The sequence below is a fragment of the Pseudomonas sp. Irchel s3b2 genome (genome assembly GCF_900187445.1).
GTDB lineage: Bacteria > Pseudomonadota > Gammaproteobacteria > Pseudomonadales > Pseudomonadaceae > Aquipseudomonas.
On record NZ_FYEB01000016.1, the window covers coordinates 78,746 to 95,521 of the forward strand.

A 16,776-nucleotide genomic window follows, 5' to 3' on the forward strand; every position below is an offset into this window, starting at 1 on the left:
GGCAAAACGCCCAACTAATACAGCGTTTTGCCATATTCAACTGCCCAAGCCCGGCTCTTAGGATGTTCCTGTCGAACAACATCAATAAAGGAACAGCTTTTATGACTGAGTACAAAATCGCCTTGGTTGGGTTTGGTGGCGTGAACCGTGGTTTCGCCCAATTGGTCGCCGATCGTAATGCCGAATGGAAAGAGTCCCTGGGCTTCACTATCAAAATCGTCGGTGTCACCGATCTGTTCCTCGGCTCCATCGTTGCTAAAGACGGTCTGGATGCAAAGCAGTTGGTCGCGCTGCCCGTTGAGAAAGGCGTGTTCGCTCAACTGCCCGGTGGTCATGCTGAGGCCTTCAACGAAACCGTGATCAAGCATTGCGGTGCAGACATCATCGCTGAGGCCACTTTCACCAATCCGGTGGATGGCGAGCCCGCCACTACCTTCTGCCGCTGGGCATTGGAAAGTGGCATTCATGTAGTGACCACCAATAAGGGCCCCATTGCGTTGCACGGTGCCGAGCTCAAGGCGTTGGCCCGTCGCAACCAGGTGGCTTTCGAATACGAGGGAGCGGTGATGAGCGGCACCCCGGTGATTCGTCTGGCCAGGCAGGCCTTGGCGGGTGCCAACGTACAAGGCTTCGAAGGCATCCTGAACGGTACTTCCAACTACGTGCTCACCCAAATGAAAGACGGCCTGAAGTTCAATGATGCCGTCGTACAAGCGCAACAGCTCGGCTACGCCGAGGCAGATCCAACCGCCGATGTGGAAGGGTTTGACGTGCGTCTCAAGGTGGTCATCCTGGCCAACGAACTGCTCGATGCACATCTGAATGTCAGCGATGTGATGTGTTCGGGTATCAGCAATATCAGCGCGCAAGATATTGCCCAGGCAAGTGCCAATGGCGCGAGCTGGAAACTGATTGGCTCAGCCGATCGTGAGGCAGATGGCTCGGTTCGAGCGAGCGTGGAGGCCCGGCTGCTGCCGAACTCGCATCCTCTGGCAGGTATTGTCGGCGCCACGAATGCAGTGTCATTCAATACCGGACTGCTAGGCGCTGTCACGGTGTCCGGGCCTGGGGCAGGGCGTATCGAGACGGCCTTCGCATTGCTGTCGGACATCGTCGCCATCCACACCGCCCACGGCAAATAACAGGAGATTGTCATGAGCGTATCCAGCAGAGCCAGTATCCAGCTTGTTGAAGCCAAACAGATTGATGTGTTCAGTCCATTCGATGGTCACCTGGTAGGGAGCGTCCCTTGCCTCGATGCTGCCGCCGTTCCTGGCTTGCTGGAACGCGCGCGAATCGGCGTGCGCGAGGGGGCGGCAATGCCTCGTCATTTGCGTGCGCGCATTCTTGAGGACGCCGCCCGGTGTGTGGAGCTTGAGTCCGAAGCATTTGCCAGACTGATCGTTGCAGAGGCGGGAAAAACACTGCGACAAGCAGAAAAGGAAGTGAAGCGTTGCGTGAACACGTTGAAACTATCGGCGGAAGAGGCGCGTCGTAACGCCGGGGAAGTGATTCCATTTGGGGCTTATGAAGGATCGGAGTCGCGTCAAGGTTGGTTCACGCGCGAACCGTTGGGGCTTATCGTCGCGATCACTCCCTACAACGATCCGCTGAATCTGGTCGCCCATAAACTCGGCCCGGCAATCGCCGGTGGCAATGCAGTGATTTTGAAACCCTCGGAACTCGCGCCGTTGTCTGCTCTCAAGCTCGTTGAGTGCCTGGTGAAAGCGGGTCTTCCACCCTCGGTGATTACCCCGGCTACAGGTGGCGTCGACTTGGGTAAAGCATTGGTAGAGGTTCGCGAAGTTCGGATGATTTCCTTTACGGGTGGCTTTGCCACGGGAGAGGCCATTGCTCGTAGTGCTGGGTTGAAAAAGTTGGCAATGGATCTCGGAGGAAATGCCCCGGTTCTCGTGCTTGAAGATTGTGATATTGAACCGACCGTGGAGTCCTGTGTGTCTGGTGCCTTTTGGGCCGCAGGGCAGAATTGCATCGGCACGCAGCGCATCCTTGTTCATCGTTCAATTTATGAGGACTTCCGTGAGCGTTTTGTCAGCCAGACGCGTGCATTGGTGGTGGGCGATCCTGACCAGCGAGCAACAGATGTAGGCCCGATGATCACGGAACAGGCGGCGCGTCGTACCGAACAATTGGTAAATGATGCGCTGGCCGAGGGTGCCGTTCTTCTGTGTGGACACCATCGCCAAGGGGGAAGTTATGCGCCGACCGTGCTTGAGCACGTGAGGCATAGCAGTACGATTTGGCAGCAGGAGGTCTTCGCGCCGGTGGTTATCCTGGAGCCTTTTGACCATCTCGATGATGCTGTTGCTCTGGCTAACGCAACAGAGTACAGCTTGCATGCAGGTCTATTCACACGTGATATCGCCAAGGCTTTAAAACTGGCGCGTCAGATCGAGGCGGGTGGCGTGATGATCAATGACTCTTCCGATTATCGTTTCGATGCCATGCCTTTCGGAGGTTTCAAGTACGGAAGTCTGGGGCGCGAAGGTGTTCGATTTGCGTATGAGGACATGACGCAGCCTAAAGTGGTTTGCATCAGCGAGTTGGATGAGGATTGACAGGCGAATGCAATCAGGTGCGCAACTGGAATGCAGTTTCGCACCTGAGAGGTCGATTGACACCCCAAAGAGACCTGACGAAATGCCGGATTAATGCAACAACGAGCGGCGCCTCGCATAGGCGAAGTAGATCACCAGGCCAATTGCCAACCATGCCCCAAATACCAGCCAGGTCGTCTGCTTGAGGAAGGTCATCAAGGTTACGCAGAACGCGATGGCGAGCAACGGAACAACGGGCACGCCCGGGCATCTGAATGCGCGAGGGAGATCGGGTCGGGTCTTGCGCAATACGATCACTGCCACCGAGATCAGACTGAATGCGGCCAACGTACCGATATTGATCAGCTCGGCGAGGACGTTCAGCGGAATCAGTGCCGAGATCAGCCCGAAGACTATTCCGACCATCCAGGTGGCGAAAAATGGTGTGCCGAATCGTGGATGAACCCTGGAAAGGCGCTGTGGAAGCAGTCCGTCGCGCGACATCGCGTAGATGATCCTGGTTTGACCGTACGCCATAACCAGAATGACCGTCGTCATACCGACGATTGCGCCTAAATCAACGAACCCGGCAACCCAGCTTTCACCGGCATATTGCAACGCCAATGAGACCGGATGATCAACGCCAAGGAATTGGGCATAGGGCACGATGCCGGTCATGATCATTGAAACGGCAACGTACAACACCGCACAAACGGCCAAGGAACCGATAATGCCGATGGGGAGGTCACGCGCCGGTTTTTTCACTTCTTCGGCGGCAGAGGAAACCGCATCGAAACCAATAAAAGCAAAAAAAACCAAGGCCGAAGCATTCAAAATACCTTGGCCACCGAAGGGAGCGAAAGGTTGCCAGTTAGCCGGCTGAACATGTCGCGCACCAACGGCGATGAAGAGCAGCACCACGGCGATCTTGATGATCACCATTACGTTGTTTACGCGCGCGGATTCTTTGATGCCCATGGAAAGCATCCAGGTAATTGCCAGCATAATCACCAGCGCGGGTAGGTTGAACCAGGTTTCCACACCGGGCAAAGAGCCTGGAGCCGCCGTAAGCACAACCGGAAGATTCAGCCCAAATCCGCTCAGCAGGGACTGGAAGTAACCCGACCATCCAACAGACACAGCCGAACTGGCCAGTCCGTATTCGAGCATCAGATCCCAGCCGATCATCCAGGCCACCAACTCTCCCAGCGTCGCGTAGCTGTAGGTGTAAATCGAGCCTGCTACCGGTACAGATGAGGCGAACTCGGCATAACAGAGCGCTGCAAATGCACAGGCCAACGCCGCTAACAGGAATGACACCGTGAGGGCCGGTCCCGCAGTCAATGCGCCGGTTCCGGTCAATACAAAGATGCCCGTCCCCACGATTGCACCGATACCAATCAGGACCAGATCCATCGGCCCCAGCACTTTTTTCAACCCGGCAGGAGCTCGGGCAGCAGCCATCATTGCGTCCAGGTCTTTTGTTCTGAAAATGCTCAATATTGCCTCCGTTGTTACTTGTTTTTATTGTCAGAGCCAGTGGCTTGGGTGTCGGAAATGACAAGAAATTGTATTTCAGCGCCTTGAAAATTAGCTTTCGAAACGGATCTGTATTTAATGATTTTTCAGACGTTAATTATCCAAAATGTGTTCTTTATGTAATTTCCTTTCTAATATTTGTCGTCTCTAGAAATGGATGCTTGATCAAGGACCTGCGGGATGGGGCCAATCGCCCTACCGCGTACTCATTGTTAAAGGGAGAGAACACATGGCGGAAATGGATAAGGTTGATCGTTCAATTCTGGAAATTCTGCAAATGAATGGTCGCCTGACGAACGCCGAGATCGCCGCTCGTGTCTGCCTGTCAGCGCCAGCCTGCTGGAAGCGACTGAAGCGCCTGGAAGAGGAGGTGATTGTTGGGTATCACGCGCACTTGAACCCAAAGACCATGGGGCTGGGACTTTTTGCTTTCATCAGCGTCACCCTCGATAGTCACTCCGAGGACGCCATGGAGCATTTCGAAGCCGGCGTTCTGGCGCTGCCCAACATCATTGCCTGTCACAAAGTGTCGGGGAAATACGACTACCTCTTGCAGGTAGTCGTCAAAGACATGGAGGCATTCCATGAACTCGCCATGCATCGCATACGTACGCTCGGCAATATCAAGGAAATGTACACCGGGTTTTCGCTCAAGGAGATCAAGCACTGCAATACCTTGCCACTGTAAGTGCCTGGACTTGCCCCTTTCAGGACGGTCAAGCATTATAAAAAGCCCCGCCAAGAAATCCTGAGCGGGACTTAATGAGAGGGTCAGCCTGACCGGGAAGCCCAGCGAGTTTACGTTTGCAGGGCCGACATTCTATCTAACGACAAAGCAACGACAGGGACCGTCATCAATGCAATCCAGTTTCAGCAAAGGCGTCATGTTTGCCCTCTCCGCCGCGGCACTGAACGCGACGATCGGTGTGCTTAGCAAAGTACTCATGAGTAATGGCTTCACTGCCAGCAGTGTGGCCGTCATCAAGACCCTGCTGGGTTGCATGCTACTTTCGATCCTATTGCTTTTCCTCAAGCGCCCGGCGTCTACGGCCAAATGGACTCAGGCGGCAATCTGCGCCTTCCTTGGCATCTTCGTGCTTTTTCACTTCGAAACGTCCGCCTATCGGCATTACGCTGCGGCAGGTGTAGTGGTGGTGCTGATGGCCAGTGCCTCGATTTCCTCGATCATCCTGGGGCGCATTTTCCTCAAGGATGCCATCACCGCGAACGCGACCGTGGGCGCCGCACTGGCCATCGCCGGGATCGCGGTGATCTTTGGCGCCGATTTGCAACAGGGCTTTACCCTGCAAGGCGCTGCGCTTGCCTCCGTGGCCGGCTGCGGTTATGGGGCCTTTTCGGTTGCCATGAAGCAGATGGGCGTTTCCGGGGGGCTGCACCTCACCCGGCAATTGCTATTTTTTGGCAGTCTGTACCTGCTGATGCCGGCTGCGGCCGATGGTTTCGTGATCGGCGAGCTGTCGCCATTGGCGATCGCCGCACTGCTGGCGCTGGCCGCGCTGCCGACCATCCTCGGCTTCTTTTGCACCACCAAGGCCATCGAATATCTCAAGCCATCCCAAGTGCAGGCGCTGGAACTGACCGAGCCGCTGTTCGCCGCGCTGCTGGCGTTTGTGGTGCTCCATGAAGTACCGCGCGAAAGCCTGTTCGCGGGGGCGGCACTGATCATCGTCGGGCTGTGTTTCTCCAATGAGCTGATCCGCTTGGGCAGTAAAGCCCCGGCCCCGACGACTGAGTGAGCGATTGACGGGGCCTTTGCTGTCATATTGAGTCAATCCGCTCGGACTTTTTCAATAGAATCAGTCGTTTACAGCCTGTCGCGGAGGGCTGCAAACGACCCAGAGTGTGTAAAAACGGTAGATCCCGTTTCGATTTTCAAGGCTGAGTGGCTGTCCGGCTTTGTAGCCTGATCAAGGCACGATGTCCCTTCCTGACGAGCTAAACCGCCCCAGCAACGCGCCAGATCATCGGGAGACGTAAAAACAGGCCGGTTTTAGGCCGTTAGCGCCTTCATCAAGTGATGGGTACCGATGATTTTCATGACCCGTTTCAAGTTGTAGGCGAGCACATTCAAGCTCATCTCCGCGCTCACCCCGGCCAGCTTTCGCGTCAGGAAGTGCGTTGCACCCATCCATTGTTTGAGCGTCCCGAAGGGATGCTCAACAGTCCGTTTTCGGACTCGCATCATCTCTGGTGCTTTGCTCAGCCGAAGCTGCATCTCCTCCAATACGTCTTCATGCTCCCAGCGTCGAACTCGTCGTTCCGTGCTCGGTGTGCACTGCAATTTCAACGCGCAGCCCTGGCATTTCGAACTCCAGTAACGGTGCAACTTCAGGCCTTTTTCAACGTAGGAGTAGTGCCAGATCAGCGCCTCTCCAGCCGGGCAAATGTATTCGTTTTTTGCCGCGTCATAGACGAAGGCATCGTTATTGAAACGCCCGTCAGCCTTGGCTCCAGAGGTCATCGGTTTGGGCACATAGGCGGTGATGCCGGCATCGTGACAAGCCAGGATTTGTTCGCTTTTGAAATAACCTCGGTCCGCCACCACCGACAACGTTTCTGACGCTATTGCCTCGCGGGCCTGCTTGGCCATTGAACTGAGTTGATCGCGGTCGGAACCGACGTTGGTCACCTCATGTGCAACGATCAAATGGTGCTGAGTATCGACCGCTGTCTGCACGTTGTAGCCGACGATTCCTGTGCCGCGCGTCATCATGGAACGGGCGTCTGGATCGGTCAGTGAGACCTGTTTATCCGGCGATTCATTGAGCTGGATTTCGATCGCTTGAAGCTCCTTCATTTGAGTTTTGAGCTTGGCGATTTTCTCTTCCAGCCGCACGGCACTGGGCTCGGAAGCTGTGGGTTCTTGCCGATCGGCAGCATCGAGTGCCGCCAGGTAACGGTTGATACTCGATTCAATTTCTTCCATGCGCCGCTTCAGTTTGGCGCTGGTGAAATTGCGGTCGCGGTTGTTGACTGCTTTGAATTTACTGCCATCAATGGCGACCAGATTTTCTCCAAACAGTCCCAACTGCTGACACAGCACAACGAACTGGCGACAGACACCTCGGATGGCCTTGCTGTTGTCTTTTCGGAAGTTGGCGATGGTCTTGAAATCGGGCATTAAACGCCCGGTCAACCACATCAGTTCGACGTTGCGTTGAGCTTCTCGCTCCAAACGTCGGCTCGACTGAATGCGGTTGAGATAGCCGTAGATGTAGATCTTCAGCAGGATCGCGGGGTGGTAAGCCGGCCGGCCAGTATCGGCTGGAATGGCACCTTCAAAACCCAGATTGACCAGGTCGAGTTCGTCGACGAAGACGTCGACTACACGCACCGGATTGGTATCGCTGACGTAGTCGTCGAGGCTCTCGGGAAGTAAGGTGCCTTGGCCTCGATGTTCACCTTGGATAAAGCGCTTCATGGGCGATCCCTGCGATGAAATCCTCAGAAATCATAGCAAGGGTTCGCGAAGGCGTTTTTACACACTCTGGACCCTGAGCTGCCGGTAAAGACCTGTAGAAATTGGCCAGGAGTGGCCGATCCATGGATGGAAAAAATCTGTGCGCTTTTTCCTGCCAAGACGGTGGCGCTGGGCCCGGTATCAGCGCGCCAACAGGTACGCAAACGCCTGCTTGAGGGCGTTCTGCGGCGAGCGCGGCTGGTAGCCCAGTTCATTGATGGCCTTGTCGATGCAGTAGACCTGGCGCACCCCATATAACATCTGCACCTGGCTGAGCAGCAGCTCGGCTGGCTGACCGGTGTACCGTGCCCGCTGTTCCTGCAGCCAGGCGATCAGCAACAGCAAGGCTTTTGGTGCGCGGCGTGGCAGACGATAGCTGGGGCATAACGTGTTGAGCGCCTCGATCACCTCAGCCAGTGATGAAGCCCGCTGATTGGCCAGTATGTAGCGCTGGCCGGGCCGGCCTTTTTCAGAGGCGCGGATCAGACCGTCGGCCACGTCGCGCACATCGACAAAGTTGAAATGAAAGTTCGGGTCCAGCACCAGCTTGCGCGCCAGCACGGCGGCAAGAAATCCCATCGTGTCGGTCAGCCGAGTGGCATGAGGGCCGATGATTGCCGAGGGCAACACCGCGACCATCGGCAGCTCACAGGCCTTGGCGGTTTCCCAGGCAGCGCGTTCAGAGAGGATTTTCGAGCGGTAGTACGGGTTGTCCTGATCGGTGTTCCAGCTGTTTTCATCCAGGCGCTGGCCGTTGTGTCCCACCGCTGCCACGGAGCTGACATAGACTACGCGCCGGACCCCGGCCTCTGCGGCGGCCCGCAGCACATTACGCGTACCTTGTACGTTGACGTCGACGATCTCGGCCTGTGGATTCCTCGCCCAGTGCTTGAACACTGCCGCTACCTGGTACAGCACGTCCACCCCCTGCAGGGCCTGGCGCAGTGAGTCAGGGTCCTGCAGTTCGGCGCGTACCACCTGGCAGTCGAGCCCGTTCAGGGCTGCTCTTCGGTCCGGGTCACGGACCCCGGCGCGCACTTGTTGCCCTCGGGCGAGCAGTGCCCGGACCAGGGTGTTGCCCAGATGCCCGTTGGCACCTGTGACCATCGATAGCGTCTTCATGGATTGCCTTATCCGCTGACGGCGGAAACTGAAATGGACAAGGCAGGGTACGGGTTGCCCCAAGGGACAGAGTCAAGCGCTGGCGTCCGGCCAATCGAAGGTGACAGCACAGGACCAGGCACTTTAAAGCTCATCGGTTTTGTGAAATCACACCACCCATGTATTGATTCAAATCGCGCAGATCTTTAATGCTCCATGAGTGCGGCGATAGCTTTACACCATTCTCACGCAAGGTTCTTGGAATCAAGTCTCCATTTGGGCGAAGTATTATCGAAGATACAATCACGCCCGGATAATCATTTAATCGTTTTTTGAAAGTGGATGTTGTTAGATCAGGTGTAGGAGGATTGCTTTTATTGGCCAGTGGTCCTGTTGCTTTGAGATCCATTCCGTGGCACATGCTGCATCGCTGTAGATAGAGATTTTTTCCATTAGCATTATCCGCGAAGGATAGTGATGTTTGAGTCAGCGATAAAATTCCTAGCGAAGCGATGAATAATATTTTCATTGTTTTTATCTTCCTTGATGGGATCAGCGTCGATTGGAGGCGATTTGGAGCGCGGGAAAGATATCAGCCATCGCGTTGGCACTCACAGTCATTTCTGATGCTCAACTCGTTTTCCCGGCGCATCCCGGTGACCGCTCTTGGCCGATTTCTGCCCTCGTGACAGGCAGAAATCGGCCGATTCTGTTGAAAAAGTCGGCCATGGTTTGCTCAGCGGAAAAGTACGCGTCTGAGATTGAAATCTTTACTTTGGGCAGAGGCTTCCGGACTCAGATTTCACGTAGCAGCGTGCAAAAAAGGCGTTTTCACCGGTCAATGATCAGGCAGTTTGGGCGGATCGACTGTTTTCAACAGAATCGGCCGTTTTCTGCCGGTCACCACCGGCAGCTTATGGGATGAAAGCCACCTCTGACGACTCGACTGCGTCGGCCAAAACCAATTGCTTGCGGCACGGAACCTCTCATCTTTGGCATGACGCCCACGTCCACATTTTCAAATGTTTAGCTTCGAAGCAGGAAAGGCGTCACCCTCGCTGATCGACACAGCGAGACGTGTGAACTGCGGCAAGCGGCGTTCCAACAGGCCATTCGTCTCACCAGGGTCTGTTGACGTTTCGCTCCGAACCGCCGCGATCAGGGAAACACGACCGCCGCCGCGAGATATAGCAGCAACGCCATCAGCAATACCACGGTGAAGCCCAGGTGGATCGCCAGCAGGGTCGCCAGCACGGCCGCCACCACCGATACGCTGGCGTTAACGCCCCAAGCGATCGGCACCAGTGCTTCGGCGCGCGCGGAGACGCGCTCGAGTCCGAGCGGAAACGGCATGCCCATGGCGAACGCCAGCGGCGCTACCAGCGCGGCGCAGATGCCAAACCTAGCGAGGGTCTGCACCGGCGCCAGCAGCTGGAACAACGGGGGCAGGGCGATCAGGTAGAGCAGGGCGATCGCGCAGATCGCCAGGACTGGCCGCGCGAGCGGATGACGGGGCCCTACACCCGTTCCAATGTCCCCCGGCTGCCGGCCGGAGTAATGGCTGCCGAGGCCAGCGAAGATCAGGAACGCGCTGAGCGTTACCGCCACCGAATACAACGGGTGGCTGAGGAAAAGGGTGAACTTCTGGATGAAGGCGATTTCCACGAACATGAAGGCGAAGCCGATGGCGGCGAAGTAGGCCACGACCCGAAGTTCGAACCTGGCCAAAGCCGCATTCCGAGAGCGCCGCTGGCGCCGCCGCGCCACCCATAGCGGCGCCAGGATCAACAGCACGGCGGCCACGCTGGCCTGTATCAGCGTGGCGATCAGCACCGGATAGCCCCACTCCAGCATTGACAGGCCGCCCTGCTCCTTCAGCGCCAGCAGTTCCGGCAGCGAGCGCCACTTGAAGAAGTGGAAGAAATACGGCCGGTCATCCATGGTCGGACGCACGTCGAACTTGTAGCGTGCCAGGAACTCCGCGCGCTCGCCGGACAGCAGGGCCTGCGCCGCTTCGAAGAACCAGGGCCGGTCGAGCAGGTTGTAGCGGTTCGCTTCGGCCACGGTCATCCCAGGGTAGTAGGCCAGGTCGAAGGAGCGCGCCCGGCAGAACTCCCGCAGCACGGCGATGCCGGCGTCGTCGAAATCCCTGTTGCTGACCAGCAGCGTCGCGGTCTTCCAGCCGCGGATCATGGCGATGCGGCGCGCCGCGCTGGCCTGCCCGTCGCGCTCGATGGCCGCGGCTGCGGTGGCCAGGAGCCTGGGAATATCGCGGGGCGGCAGGGTGACCCAGCGGGTGATAGCCAACAGGCCGCCGGGCGCGAGATGGTGCAGGTACTCGGCGAAGGCATCCACCGTGTACAGGTAGTTCTCGGACAGCGCATGCAGGCCGCCCGAGGCAGTGCCGAAGGAGTCCAGGAGGGCGATCTGGATCAGGTCGTAAGGCTCTTCGCGCGAAGCCACCAGGCCGCGCGCCTCGCCGATCAGCACACGGACGTTGGGCGCGCTGTACGGCTTGCCGGAGAAGTCGGCGAAGCGGTGCTGGACCAGATCGATCACCTGCGGGTTCAGTTCGATGGCATCCACCGCGCTGGCGCCGTGGTAGATCGCCTGCAGCACATCGGCGCCGGCGCCGCTGCCCAGCACCAGCACGCGGGGTTGGCGCAGCAGGTGATAGGGCAGAGCCGAGGTCAGGTAGTCCAGGTAGGCGAGCGGCTCGCGGCGCCCGTCATAGCGGTTCAGCACGGAAAGGCCGTCGCCGTCGGTGAAAATGGCCAGTTGTGCGGGCGGTTCCTGCGTCGCGTTGAGGCTTAGGCCCGGCGCATGGCGCAGGGGAATGGTCGGGCTGTCGACGACCGTGAGCAGGCCCAGCGGACTCCAGGTCTGGGCGATTGCGCGCGCATCCTTGATACGCAGCGTCTGGCTCAGTTCCTTGTACTCGGAGGGCGACAGGGCGATCCAGCGTGCGGGCACGCCGGCCGGCACCGCGACCGCCGCCGCCAGCAGCAACGGCACGAGCCAGTGCCTATGCCCCGTGTAAACCATGCCGGCCAGCGCCCCGGCGGCGATGCCGGTGCCGCCCAGCAGCCGCAGCGCATCGACGGGCGTCAGGGCGAAGAGCGCGGCGATGATCACCAGGCTGCCCACGCCAGCTCCGAGAATGTCGAAGGCGTAGATCCGATGAATCTGTTCCTGATAGCAGGTGAAGGTCAGGCAGATGCACACCGCCGCGCAGAAGAACGGCACGAACAGCAGCAGATAGATCATCAGCAGGCGCGCCGACTGCCGCGCGTCCCAGAGGATCTCGAGGGGATTGAATGGAACCTGCTGGGCCAGGCTGAAGCAGGCGATGGCGCTCAGCCCGAACAGCACCGCGCCGCCGATGAACACGCCGTGGAAGCGCGGCGCCAGCACAGGCCGCGCCAGCGCCACGGCGGTGCCGGCAGCGCCGTAGCCGAGCAGCGCGACGCTGATCATCATGTAGGCGAAATGGTGCCACTGGATGATCGAAAGCAGTCGCAGCAGCAGCACCTCATAGCCGATTGCGGAGGCAGACAGCAGCGCCAGGGCGAGCAATGGCGGCGAATGCATGCTCAACCGCCTTCGACCAGTGGCACGAAGCGCACAGGCAGCACCTGCCGGGTGGACACACTGCCGTCGCCAGCCTTCTCGATCAGCAGCAGGTACTGAATCATGAACGGCGCGCCGACCGGGATTACCATCCGGCCGCCGGCCTTGAGCTGGGCGATCAATGGCGGCGGTACATGGCTGGCGGCGGCAGTGACGAGGATGGCGTCGTAAGGCCCGTGCTCAGGCCAGCCGTGGTAGCCATCGCCCAGTCGGGCCTGCACCTTCGCATATCCCAGTCGGCCCAGGCGCTCCCCGGCCTGCACTGCGAGCGGCTCGATGATCTCCATCGTGTAGACCGCCTGCGCCAGCTCGGCGAGGATCGCCGCCTGATAGCCCGAGCCAGTGCCGATCTCGAGTACCACGTCGCCGGGCCCGACCTGCGTCAGGTCGGTCATCAGGGCGACGATGTAGGGCTGGGAGATGGTCTGGCCGTAGCCGATCGGCAGCGGGCGGTTCTCATAGGCGTAGGGCACCTCGTCGGGTGGTACGAACTTATGGCGTGGCACCTTGGCCATGGCGGCCATCACCGGCGCGGCAAACTCGACCCTGCCGGTTTCGGTGCGGGTGGCGGACGACAAGTTGGCGATCTCTCGCACCATGGCGTCGCGCAACGGCGCGAACGGGTCGTCGGCATGCAGGCCGGCGGATGCCAGCGCCAGAGCGATGGCAGGCGCCAGGATGCGCATCAGGAGCATCACCGGCTTCACAATGACTCCTCCGCCTGAGGAATAGTCGAATCGTATGGCCGGCGGGCTGGCTCGGCAAGCCTGGGGTGCCGGCGACCAAACCAGGCTGCGGCGACTGCCTGAGAAAATATCGATGCGCCTTAAGGGGGTGAACCATGGAATCGTTGCTGCCTTTCCTGTTGTTTGCGTTCGTTGCCTCGATTACCCCAGGGCCGACCAATATTTTGGTGTTGAGCCACAGTTCGCGGCTGGGGCTGGGTGCCACGCTGCCTGTCATTTTTGGCGCATGCGTGGCGGCAGCGCTGATTGTCTTTGCAGTCGGGCTCGGCGTGGGCGAAACACTGCTGCGGTTTCTGTTGGTCTCCTTGCCGTGCATGACCCTGTGGGCGTTGCTTGGCGTGGGGAGTGCTCGGGTTTTTGGTTCGCCACAGGCGTTCAAACGCATGAACCATGCACTGGCTTTTTTGCTGCTGGTGTCGGCCTGGTTGACCGTGCTGATGTAGGTCGAAACATTGCTTGGGCAGGGCGAAGTAAGTCACAGATGGCCAAACTAAAGCGCAGAGCCTGGACGATTCGTATTGGTTGGGAAGGGGGACGGAAGGAGCCACGCTCCTTCCGCTGGTTCAGCTAGTCAGTTCGTACCAATGTAGGGGTCCCATTGGATGAAACGTGTCGATGGCCGAAGTCCTCCAGAGGTCACCTTGACCTGGATCTGGTAGGTAGTCTGAGACGATGCGTTGCGAGCCAGGCCCACCCAATAGTTACCAGTGGCACCGACTTGCATCGGGTAGCCATCGCTGCCGAACACGCTGCCCTGGGAAATTTGGAAGCCGGTGATGGACACCGTGTCGCCAGCGTTCTGATCGATCGGTACCACCTCGAAGCCGATGTAGTCCCCGATGTTGCAGTGGGTGCGCAGTTCCAGCGTTCCTTCGCCGCTGCTGTCATTGCTCAGACGATTGTCGAACATGTACACACCGGTGGAAATGTTCCCGCCACCAGTGCCCAGTACATATGAGGTATCGATAGCAATGGTGATTGCGGTTTGCGGATTGGCGATACCGGCAAGCACCTGCGAATCAGCAACCCAGACCTGGGCAGTACTTTTTTGGCCACTCATTGTCGTGCTCCTTCCTTAGGCAGAGACAGTCACGCTGGGGTTGAGCTTCACGGTGATACCGGAGCCGCTCGCCACCTGTACGTTGAGGGATACCGGGTAGGACGCGGTACCTGCGTTCTGCACGGTGCCGGTGAACGCGCTCGGGTTATCCGAAGCGGTTTGCGGCTGGCCACTGAAGCCCCAGGCGCTCGAGTTACCGAAGGCGGCAATGGAGACCTGCGAGGTCGACTTGGGATTGATCAGGAACACTTGCCAGCAGACATTGCTGCCTTTGGACGCAGCAGTATTCAGGTTGGCGGTGCCTTCTTGGGTGGTGCCAGCAGAGATACGGTTATCGACCAGATAGACCCCCGCGGTGGAGCCATTGGTCACTGCATTGTCGTCGACCCAGATTTGCACCTGGACGTCACAACTGGTGGTAGGAATTGCCATGAGAGAACTCCTTGTAAGGTTTCGACGCAAGCGTCGGGCGTGCCCTATGTCGACCCCACACACTTACCTGCAGGCGTGGTGCCGCACCTCCTTGAGCCTTGTGGTCGCGAGGACCTTGGCAAAGCATCTCGGTCAGGCGAGTGGGAAGATAGACCAAGCAAGGAAAGGCAACTTGCCATTACGCTATTGGCGCTAGAGACGTTCGAAATAACTACCGCGACAGAAGCCTCAAATCGCCTTGGGGCGGTTTGGCGAACCCACGGAATACAAGGTTCTCGAGCTTTCGGCATGGCAACCTTAATGCCGATACGGCTGGCGATGGCTTGGTGCCCACTCATCGGCAAGGTCAGTTCACGGCTGTCCAGGTCCTGGGGTCAGCCACTGGCGCTTGACTGCCGGAAGCGCCCGTTTTGAAACTCCGCTTATGGCCGGTTTCTGCCTGTCGCCAAGGGCTGCAACCGACCCAATAGCAGTCTGTTGCACCAGGTAGAAAACGACCAGGAGCGGGCCTGGGCCTTCACAAGATTTAGTATCATAAGGCCATTTTTCAGTATCGTTCGGCCCCTGAGATTTTCAGGGGAAGTCCGGAGGTATCAGGGAGCAGTTGATGTACGGGAATGACAAGTTTGGCTGGACGTATGCGCTGCTGGCTGGAGCAGTGGCTCTCAGCGGTTGTACTTCACTATTTCAGGGCAAGCAGTATCTCTTTCCCCGGCCGGATGAACCCTCGGCGACGGTTCGCCTTAAATATGAAAGTGGCACCAACCTGGACGCCATGACCTTCAACGAATCGGGTTGTTACGCGGGCTTCACGCCATTGCCATACACCGACGGTTTTATCGAAGCGCAGGTAGCAGTGGGTAAAGAGCTGGTATTGACGTACCGGCAAGTAGTCGCGGGTAGCATGTGTCAAATACCCTTTTCTTTCACACCTCAGGAGGGGGCCACTTACATCTTGAAGTCGGGCTTCTGGAGTGAGTCCAAGACGGGCATCCTACCCCTCTTCACCAGCGACCAATATTACTGCGGACTTGGCGTAGTCAAAAAAGTCGGGACTCAGGAGAGCGTCGAACCCATTCAACAGCTGCGCATCAAGACGGGTTTTGCGTGCCTCAGGTTCGTCAAGTAGAAGCAATAGGCTGTCTGTCTCGGAGCCGAGAAAGGGGACAATCTGTACCCCTTTTTCTCTGTCTGTTTTTGGTGACCTCGACACGTACTGACTCGACGATCCACATCGGCAAGGTGACCAGCCGTTCGTCTCGTGCAACGACGTTGTTTTCTGTGGGCATGGGGCGTCCTGTGCCGGGTCATGCCCGGGCGAGGCGGGATCAACTACAGTTGATAGATGATTGGAGGTGCGTATGAGCATTACTGTCTGCGTCGTATGTGGCGATAGCGCCGAGAAAGCTTATCCAGTAGGCAGTTTTGATGAGTTCAAATGTCCGAACTGTGGCTACTACTCAGTCGATCGGCAGTTGATTGACGAGATGGAGGCAGCGAGTCAGGTCTTTGATACGGAGCGTACGCAGCAATATTTGATGATTCACTCTCAGCCGGGCCAAGTGCCTGCGATTACGCGTGTCGAGACTACAAAGCATCAACTAATTGTGGAGAGCACGTGAAAAAGGTGGGGGTTGATCAGGCTGCCACTTGCTGCTGTTCCTGGCTGAGGGTCTGTTGCACGGCTGCAATGATGCGGCACAGGTAATGCCAATCGGCTCTACGGCCTTCTCGTCCATCAGGTATCACGCAACCATGATGCGCGGATGTTTTCCCGTAGCGGCACCTGCTTCGCCAGCTGGCGTGAAGTGAGTTTGTGGGCTATTTGTTGATGGTCCGGCATAAGGCCGGATCCAGGAGAATCGATATGGCTCATTGGGATTCATACGGCTACCCGGAGAACGATCCAAAAGTTTGGATCACGTTTGGCCCACAAAAGGATGGTTCGCCGCAGGTGGCGTTTCTCGGCCCTATTCAGCCAGAGGGTGATAGCCCCCAAGCGGTCGAGTACTACCAAGAGGTGGCAGGGCGCTGGACTGATGAGCTTGTAGCCCATGAAGAACTGGACAAAATGGCTCAAGCGATCATTGAGCAGAAACACCTTTAGCAATAGGTGAGGATGGGTCAGGCCGGTTGCCCGGCTGGCGCCGGTCTCGCTAATGGTGTGATCGGATTCGGTTACGCGGCCTTAACCATGATGGTGCGCAATGGTTCAATGGCCTTGGTTGT

At 57.9% G+C, this 16,776-nt stretch carries 16 protein-coding genes; 8 read left to right on the forward strand and 8 right to left on the reverse strand.

The genetic code is table 11. The features are described 5' to 3' along the window. Positions 1 to 101 precede the first annotated feature (101 nt). Together CKW20_RS24845 and CKW20_RS24850 are read left to right on the forward strand one after the other, a co-directional pair. A complete protein-coding gene (locus tag CKW20_RS24845) occupies positions 102 to 1,142 on the forward strand; it encodes a homoserine dehydrogenase (RefSeq protein ID WP_095055244.1) in 1,041 nt (346 codons plus the stop codon). A 12-nt stretch (positions 1,143 to 1,154) separates the two neighbouring features. Then, complete coding sequence (locus CKW20_RS24850) at positions 1,155 to 2,579, forward strand: aldehyde dehydrogenase family protein (RefSeq protein WP_095055245.1); 1,425 nt, start codon at positions 1,155 to 1,157, stop codon at positions 2,577 to 2,579. 90 nt (positions 2,580 to 2,669) lie between these two features. Here CKW20_RS24850 and CKW20_RS24855 read toward each other — a convergent pair whose 3' ends face one another. Continuing rightward, positions 2,670 to 4,058, reverse strand: a complete 1,389-nt coding sequence (locus CKW20_RS24855; RefSeq protein ID WP_095055246.1) for an amino acid permease — start codon at positions 4,056 to 4,058, stop codon at positions 2,670 to 2,672. Positions 4,059 to 4,326: 268 nt separating this feature from the next. On the opposite strand from CKW20_RS24855, the gene CKW20_RS24860 reads away from it, so the two are divergent. Beyond that, positions 4,327 to 4,785, forward strand: coding sequence for an Lrp/AsnC family transcriptional regulator (locus CKW20_RS24860; RefSeq protein WP_095055247.1), 459 nt, complete (start codon positions 4,327 to 4,329; stop codon positions 4,783 to 4,785). A 169-nt stretch (positions 4,786 to 4,954) separates the two neighbouring features. Next, complete coding sequence (locus CKW20_RS24865) at positions 4,955 to 5,854, forward strand: DMT family transporter (protein WP_095055248.1); 900 nt, start codon at positions 4,955 to 4,957, stop codon at positions 5,852 to 5,854. 254 nt (positions 5,855 to 6,108) lie between these two features. Here CKW20_RS24865 and CKW20_RS24870 read toward each other — a convergent pair whose 3' ends face one another. The 5 genes from CKW20_RS24870 to CKW20_RS24895 all read right to left on the reverse strand — a co-directional run bounded on the left by CKW20_RS24870 (position 6,109) and on the right by CKW20_RS24895 (position 13,016). Beyond that, entirely contained in the window at positions 6,109 to 7,539 is a 1,431-nt protein-coding gene (locus CKW20_RS24870) for an IS1182 family transposase (RefSeq protein ID WP_095055249.1), read from the reverse strand. A gap of 180 nt (positions 7,540 to 7,719) precedes the next feature. Then, positions 7,720 to 8,700, reverse strand: a complete 981-nt coding sequence (locus CKW20_RS24875; RefSeq protein WP_256585125.1) for an NAD-dependent epimerase/dehydratase family protein — start codon at positions 8,698 to 8,700, stop codon at positions 7,720 to 7,722. Between the two features lie 130 nt (positions 8,701 to 8,830). Then, the gene (locus tag CKW20_RS24880) at positions 8,831 to 9,208 is read right to left on the reverse strand and encodes a c-type cytochrome (protein ID WP_095055251.1); all 378 of its coding nucleotides are present in this window, start codon (positions 9,206 to 9,208) and stop codon (positions 8,831 to 8,833) included. 629 nt (positions 9,209 to 9,837) lie between these two features. Further along, positions 9,838 to 12,270, reverse strand: coding sequence for an SAM-dependent methyltransferase (locus CKW20_RS24890; RefSeq protein ID WP_095055252.1), 2,433 nt, complete (start codon positions 12,268 to 12,270; stop codon positions 9,838 to 9,840). A 2-nt stretch (positions 12,271 to 12,272) separates the two neighbouring features. Then, positions 12,273 to 13,016 carry a protein-L-isoaspartate(D-aspartate) O-methyltransferase gene (locus CKW20_RS24895; RefSeq protein ID WP_256585127.1) on the reverse strand — a complete coding sequence of 248 codons (744 nt, stop codon included), beginning with the start codon at positions 13,014 to 13,016 and terminating at the stop codon, positions 12,273 to 12,275. Positions 13,017 to 13,150: 134 nt separating this feature from the next. On the opposite strand from CKW20_RS24895, the gene CKW20_RS24900 reads away from it, so the two are divergent. Further along, positions 13,151 to 13,498: a hypothetical protein gene (locus CKW20_RS24900; protein WP_095055253.1), complete on the forward strand. Its 348-nt coding sequence runs from the start codon at positions 13,151 to 13,153 to the stop codon at positions 13,496 to 13,498. A gap of 128 nt (positions 13,499 to 13,626) precedes the next feature. On the opposite strand, the gene CKW20_RS24905 is transcribed toward CKW20_RS24900, so the two are convergent. After that, entirely contained in the window at positions 13,627 to 14,115 is a 489-nt protein-coding gene (locus CKW20_RS24905; protein WP_095055254.1) for a hypothetical protein, read from the reverse strand. 15 nt (positions 14,116 to 14,130) lie between these two features. After that, positions 14,131 to 14,547: a hypothetical protein gene (locus tag CKW20_RS24910; RefSeq protein WP_095055255.1), complete on the reverse strand. Its 417-nt coding sequence runs from the start codon at positions 14,545 to 14,547 to the stop codon at positions 14,131 to 14,133. 607 nt (positions 14,548 to 15,154) lie between these two features. On the opposite strand from CKW20_RS24910, the gene CKW20_RS24915 reads away from it, so the two are divergent. From CKW20_RS24915 to CKW20_RS24925, 3 genes are all read left to right on the forward strand, one after another. After that, positions 15,155 to 15,676: a hypothetical protein gene (locus CKW20_RS24915; protein WP_095055256.1), complete on the forward strand. Its 522-nt coding sequence runs from the start codon at positions 15,155 to 15,157 to the stop codon at positions 15,674 to 15,676. Positions 15,677 to 15,908: 232 nt separating this feature from the next. After that, positions 15,909 to 16,169: a hypothetical protein gene (locus CKW20_RS24920; RefSeq protein WP_095055257.1), complete on the forward strand. Its 261-nt coding sequence runs from the start codon at positions 15,909 to 15,911 to the stop codon at positions 16,167 to 16,169. 245 nt (positions 16,170 to 16,414) lie between these two features. Next, positions 16,415 to 16,654: a hypothetical protein gene (locus CKW20_RS24925; RefSeq protein WP_095055258.1), complete on the forward strand. Its 240-nt coding sequence runs from the start codon at positions 16,415 to 16,417 to the stop codon at positions 16,652 to 16,654. Positions 16,655 to 16,776 lie beyond the last annotated feature (122 nt).

Bases quoted from the DNA above. Each gene is read 5' to 3' on its own strand.
- CKW20_RS24870 (WP_095055249.1), bottom strand. From the start codon at position 7,539: ATGAAGCGCTTTATCCAAGGTGAACATCGAGGCCAAGGCACCTTACTT.
- CKW20_RS24925 (WP_095055258.1), top strand. From the start codon at position 16,415: ATGGCTCATTGGGATTCATACGGCTACCCGGAGAACGATCCAAAAGTT.
- CKW20_RS24865 (WP_095055248.1), top strand. From the start codon at position 4,955: ATGCAATCCAGTTTCAGCAAAGGCGTCATGTTTGCCCTCTCCGCCGCG.
- CKW20_RS24900 (WP_095055253.1), top strand. From the start codon at position 13,151: ATGGAATCGTTGCTGCCTTTCCTGTTGTTTGCGTTCGTTGCCTCGATT.
- CKW20_RS24880 (WP_095055251.1), bottom strand. From the start codon at position 9,208: ATGAAAATATTATTCATCGCTTCGCTAGGAATTTTATCGCTGACTCAA.
- CKW20_RS24850 (WP_095055245.1), top strand. From the start codon at position 1,155: ATGAGCGTATCCAGCAGAGCCAGTATCCAGCTTGTTGAAGCCAAACAG.
- CKW20_RS24845 (WP_095055244.1), top strand. From the start codon at position 102: ATGACTGAGTACAAAATCGCCTTGGTTGGGTTTGGTGGCGTGAACCGT.
- CKW20_RS24905 (WP_095055254.1), bottom strand. From the start codon at position 14,115: ATGAGTGGCCAAAAAAGTACTGCCCAGGTCTGGGTTGCTGATTCGCAG.
- CKW20_RS24860 (WP_095055247.1), top strand. From the start codon at position 4,327: ATGGCGGAAATGGATAAGGTTGATCGTTCAATTCTGGAAATTCTGCAA.
- CKW20_RS24915 (WP_095055256.1), top strand. From the start codon at position 15,155: ATGTACGGGAATGACAAGTTTGGCTGGACGTATGCGCTGCTGGCTGGA.
- CKW20_RS24875 (WP_256585125.1), bottom strand. From the start codon at position 8,700: ATGAAGACGCTATCGATGGTCACAGGTGCCAACGGGCATCTGGGCAAC.
- CKW20_RS24910 (WP_095055255.1), bottom strand. From the start codon at position 14,547: ATGGCAATTCCTACCACCAGTTGTGACGTCCAGGTGCAAATCTGGGTC.
- CKW20_RS24890 (WP_095055252.1), bottom strand. From the start codon at position 12,270: ATGCATTCGCCGCCATTGCTCGCCCTGGCGCTGCTGTCTGCCTCCGCA.
- CKW20_RS24920 (WP_095055257.1), top strand. From the start codon at position 15,909: ATGAGCATTACTGTCTGCGTCGTATGTGGCGATAGCGCCGAGAAAGCT.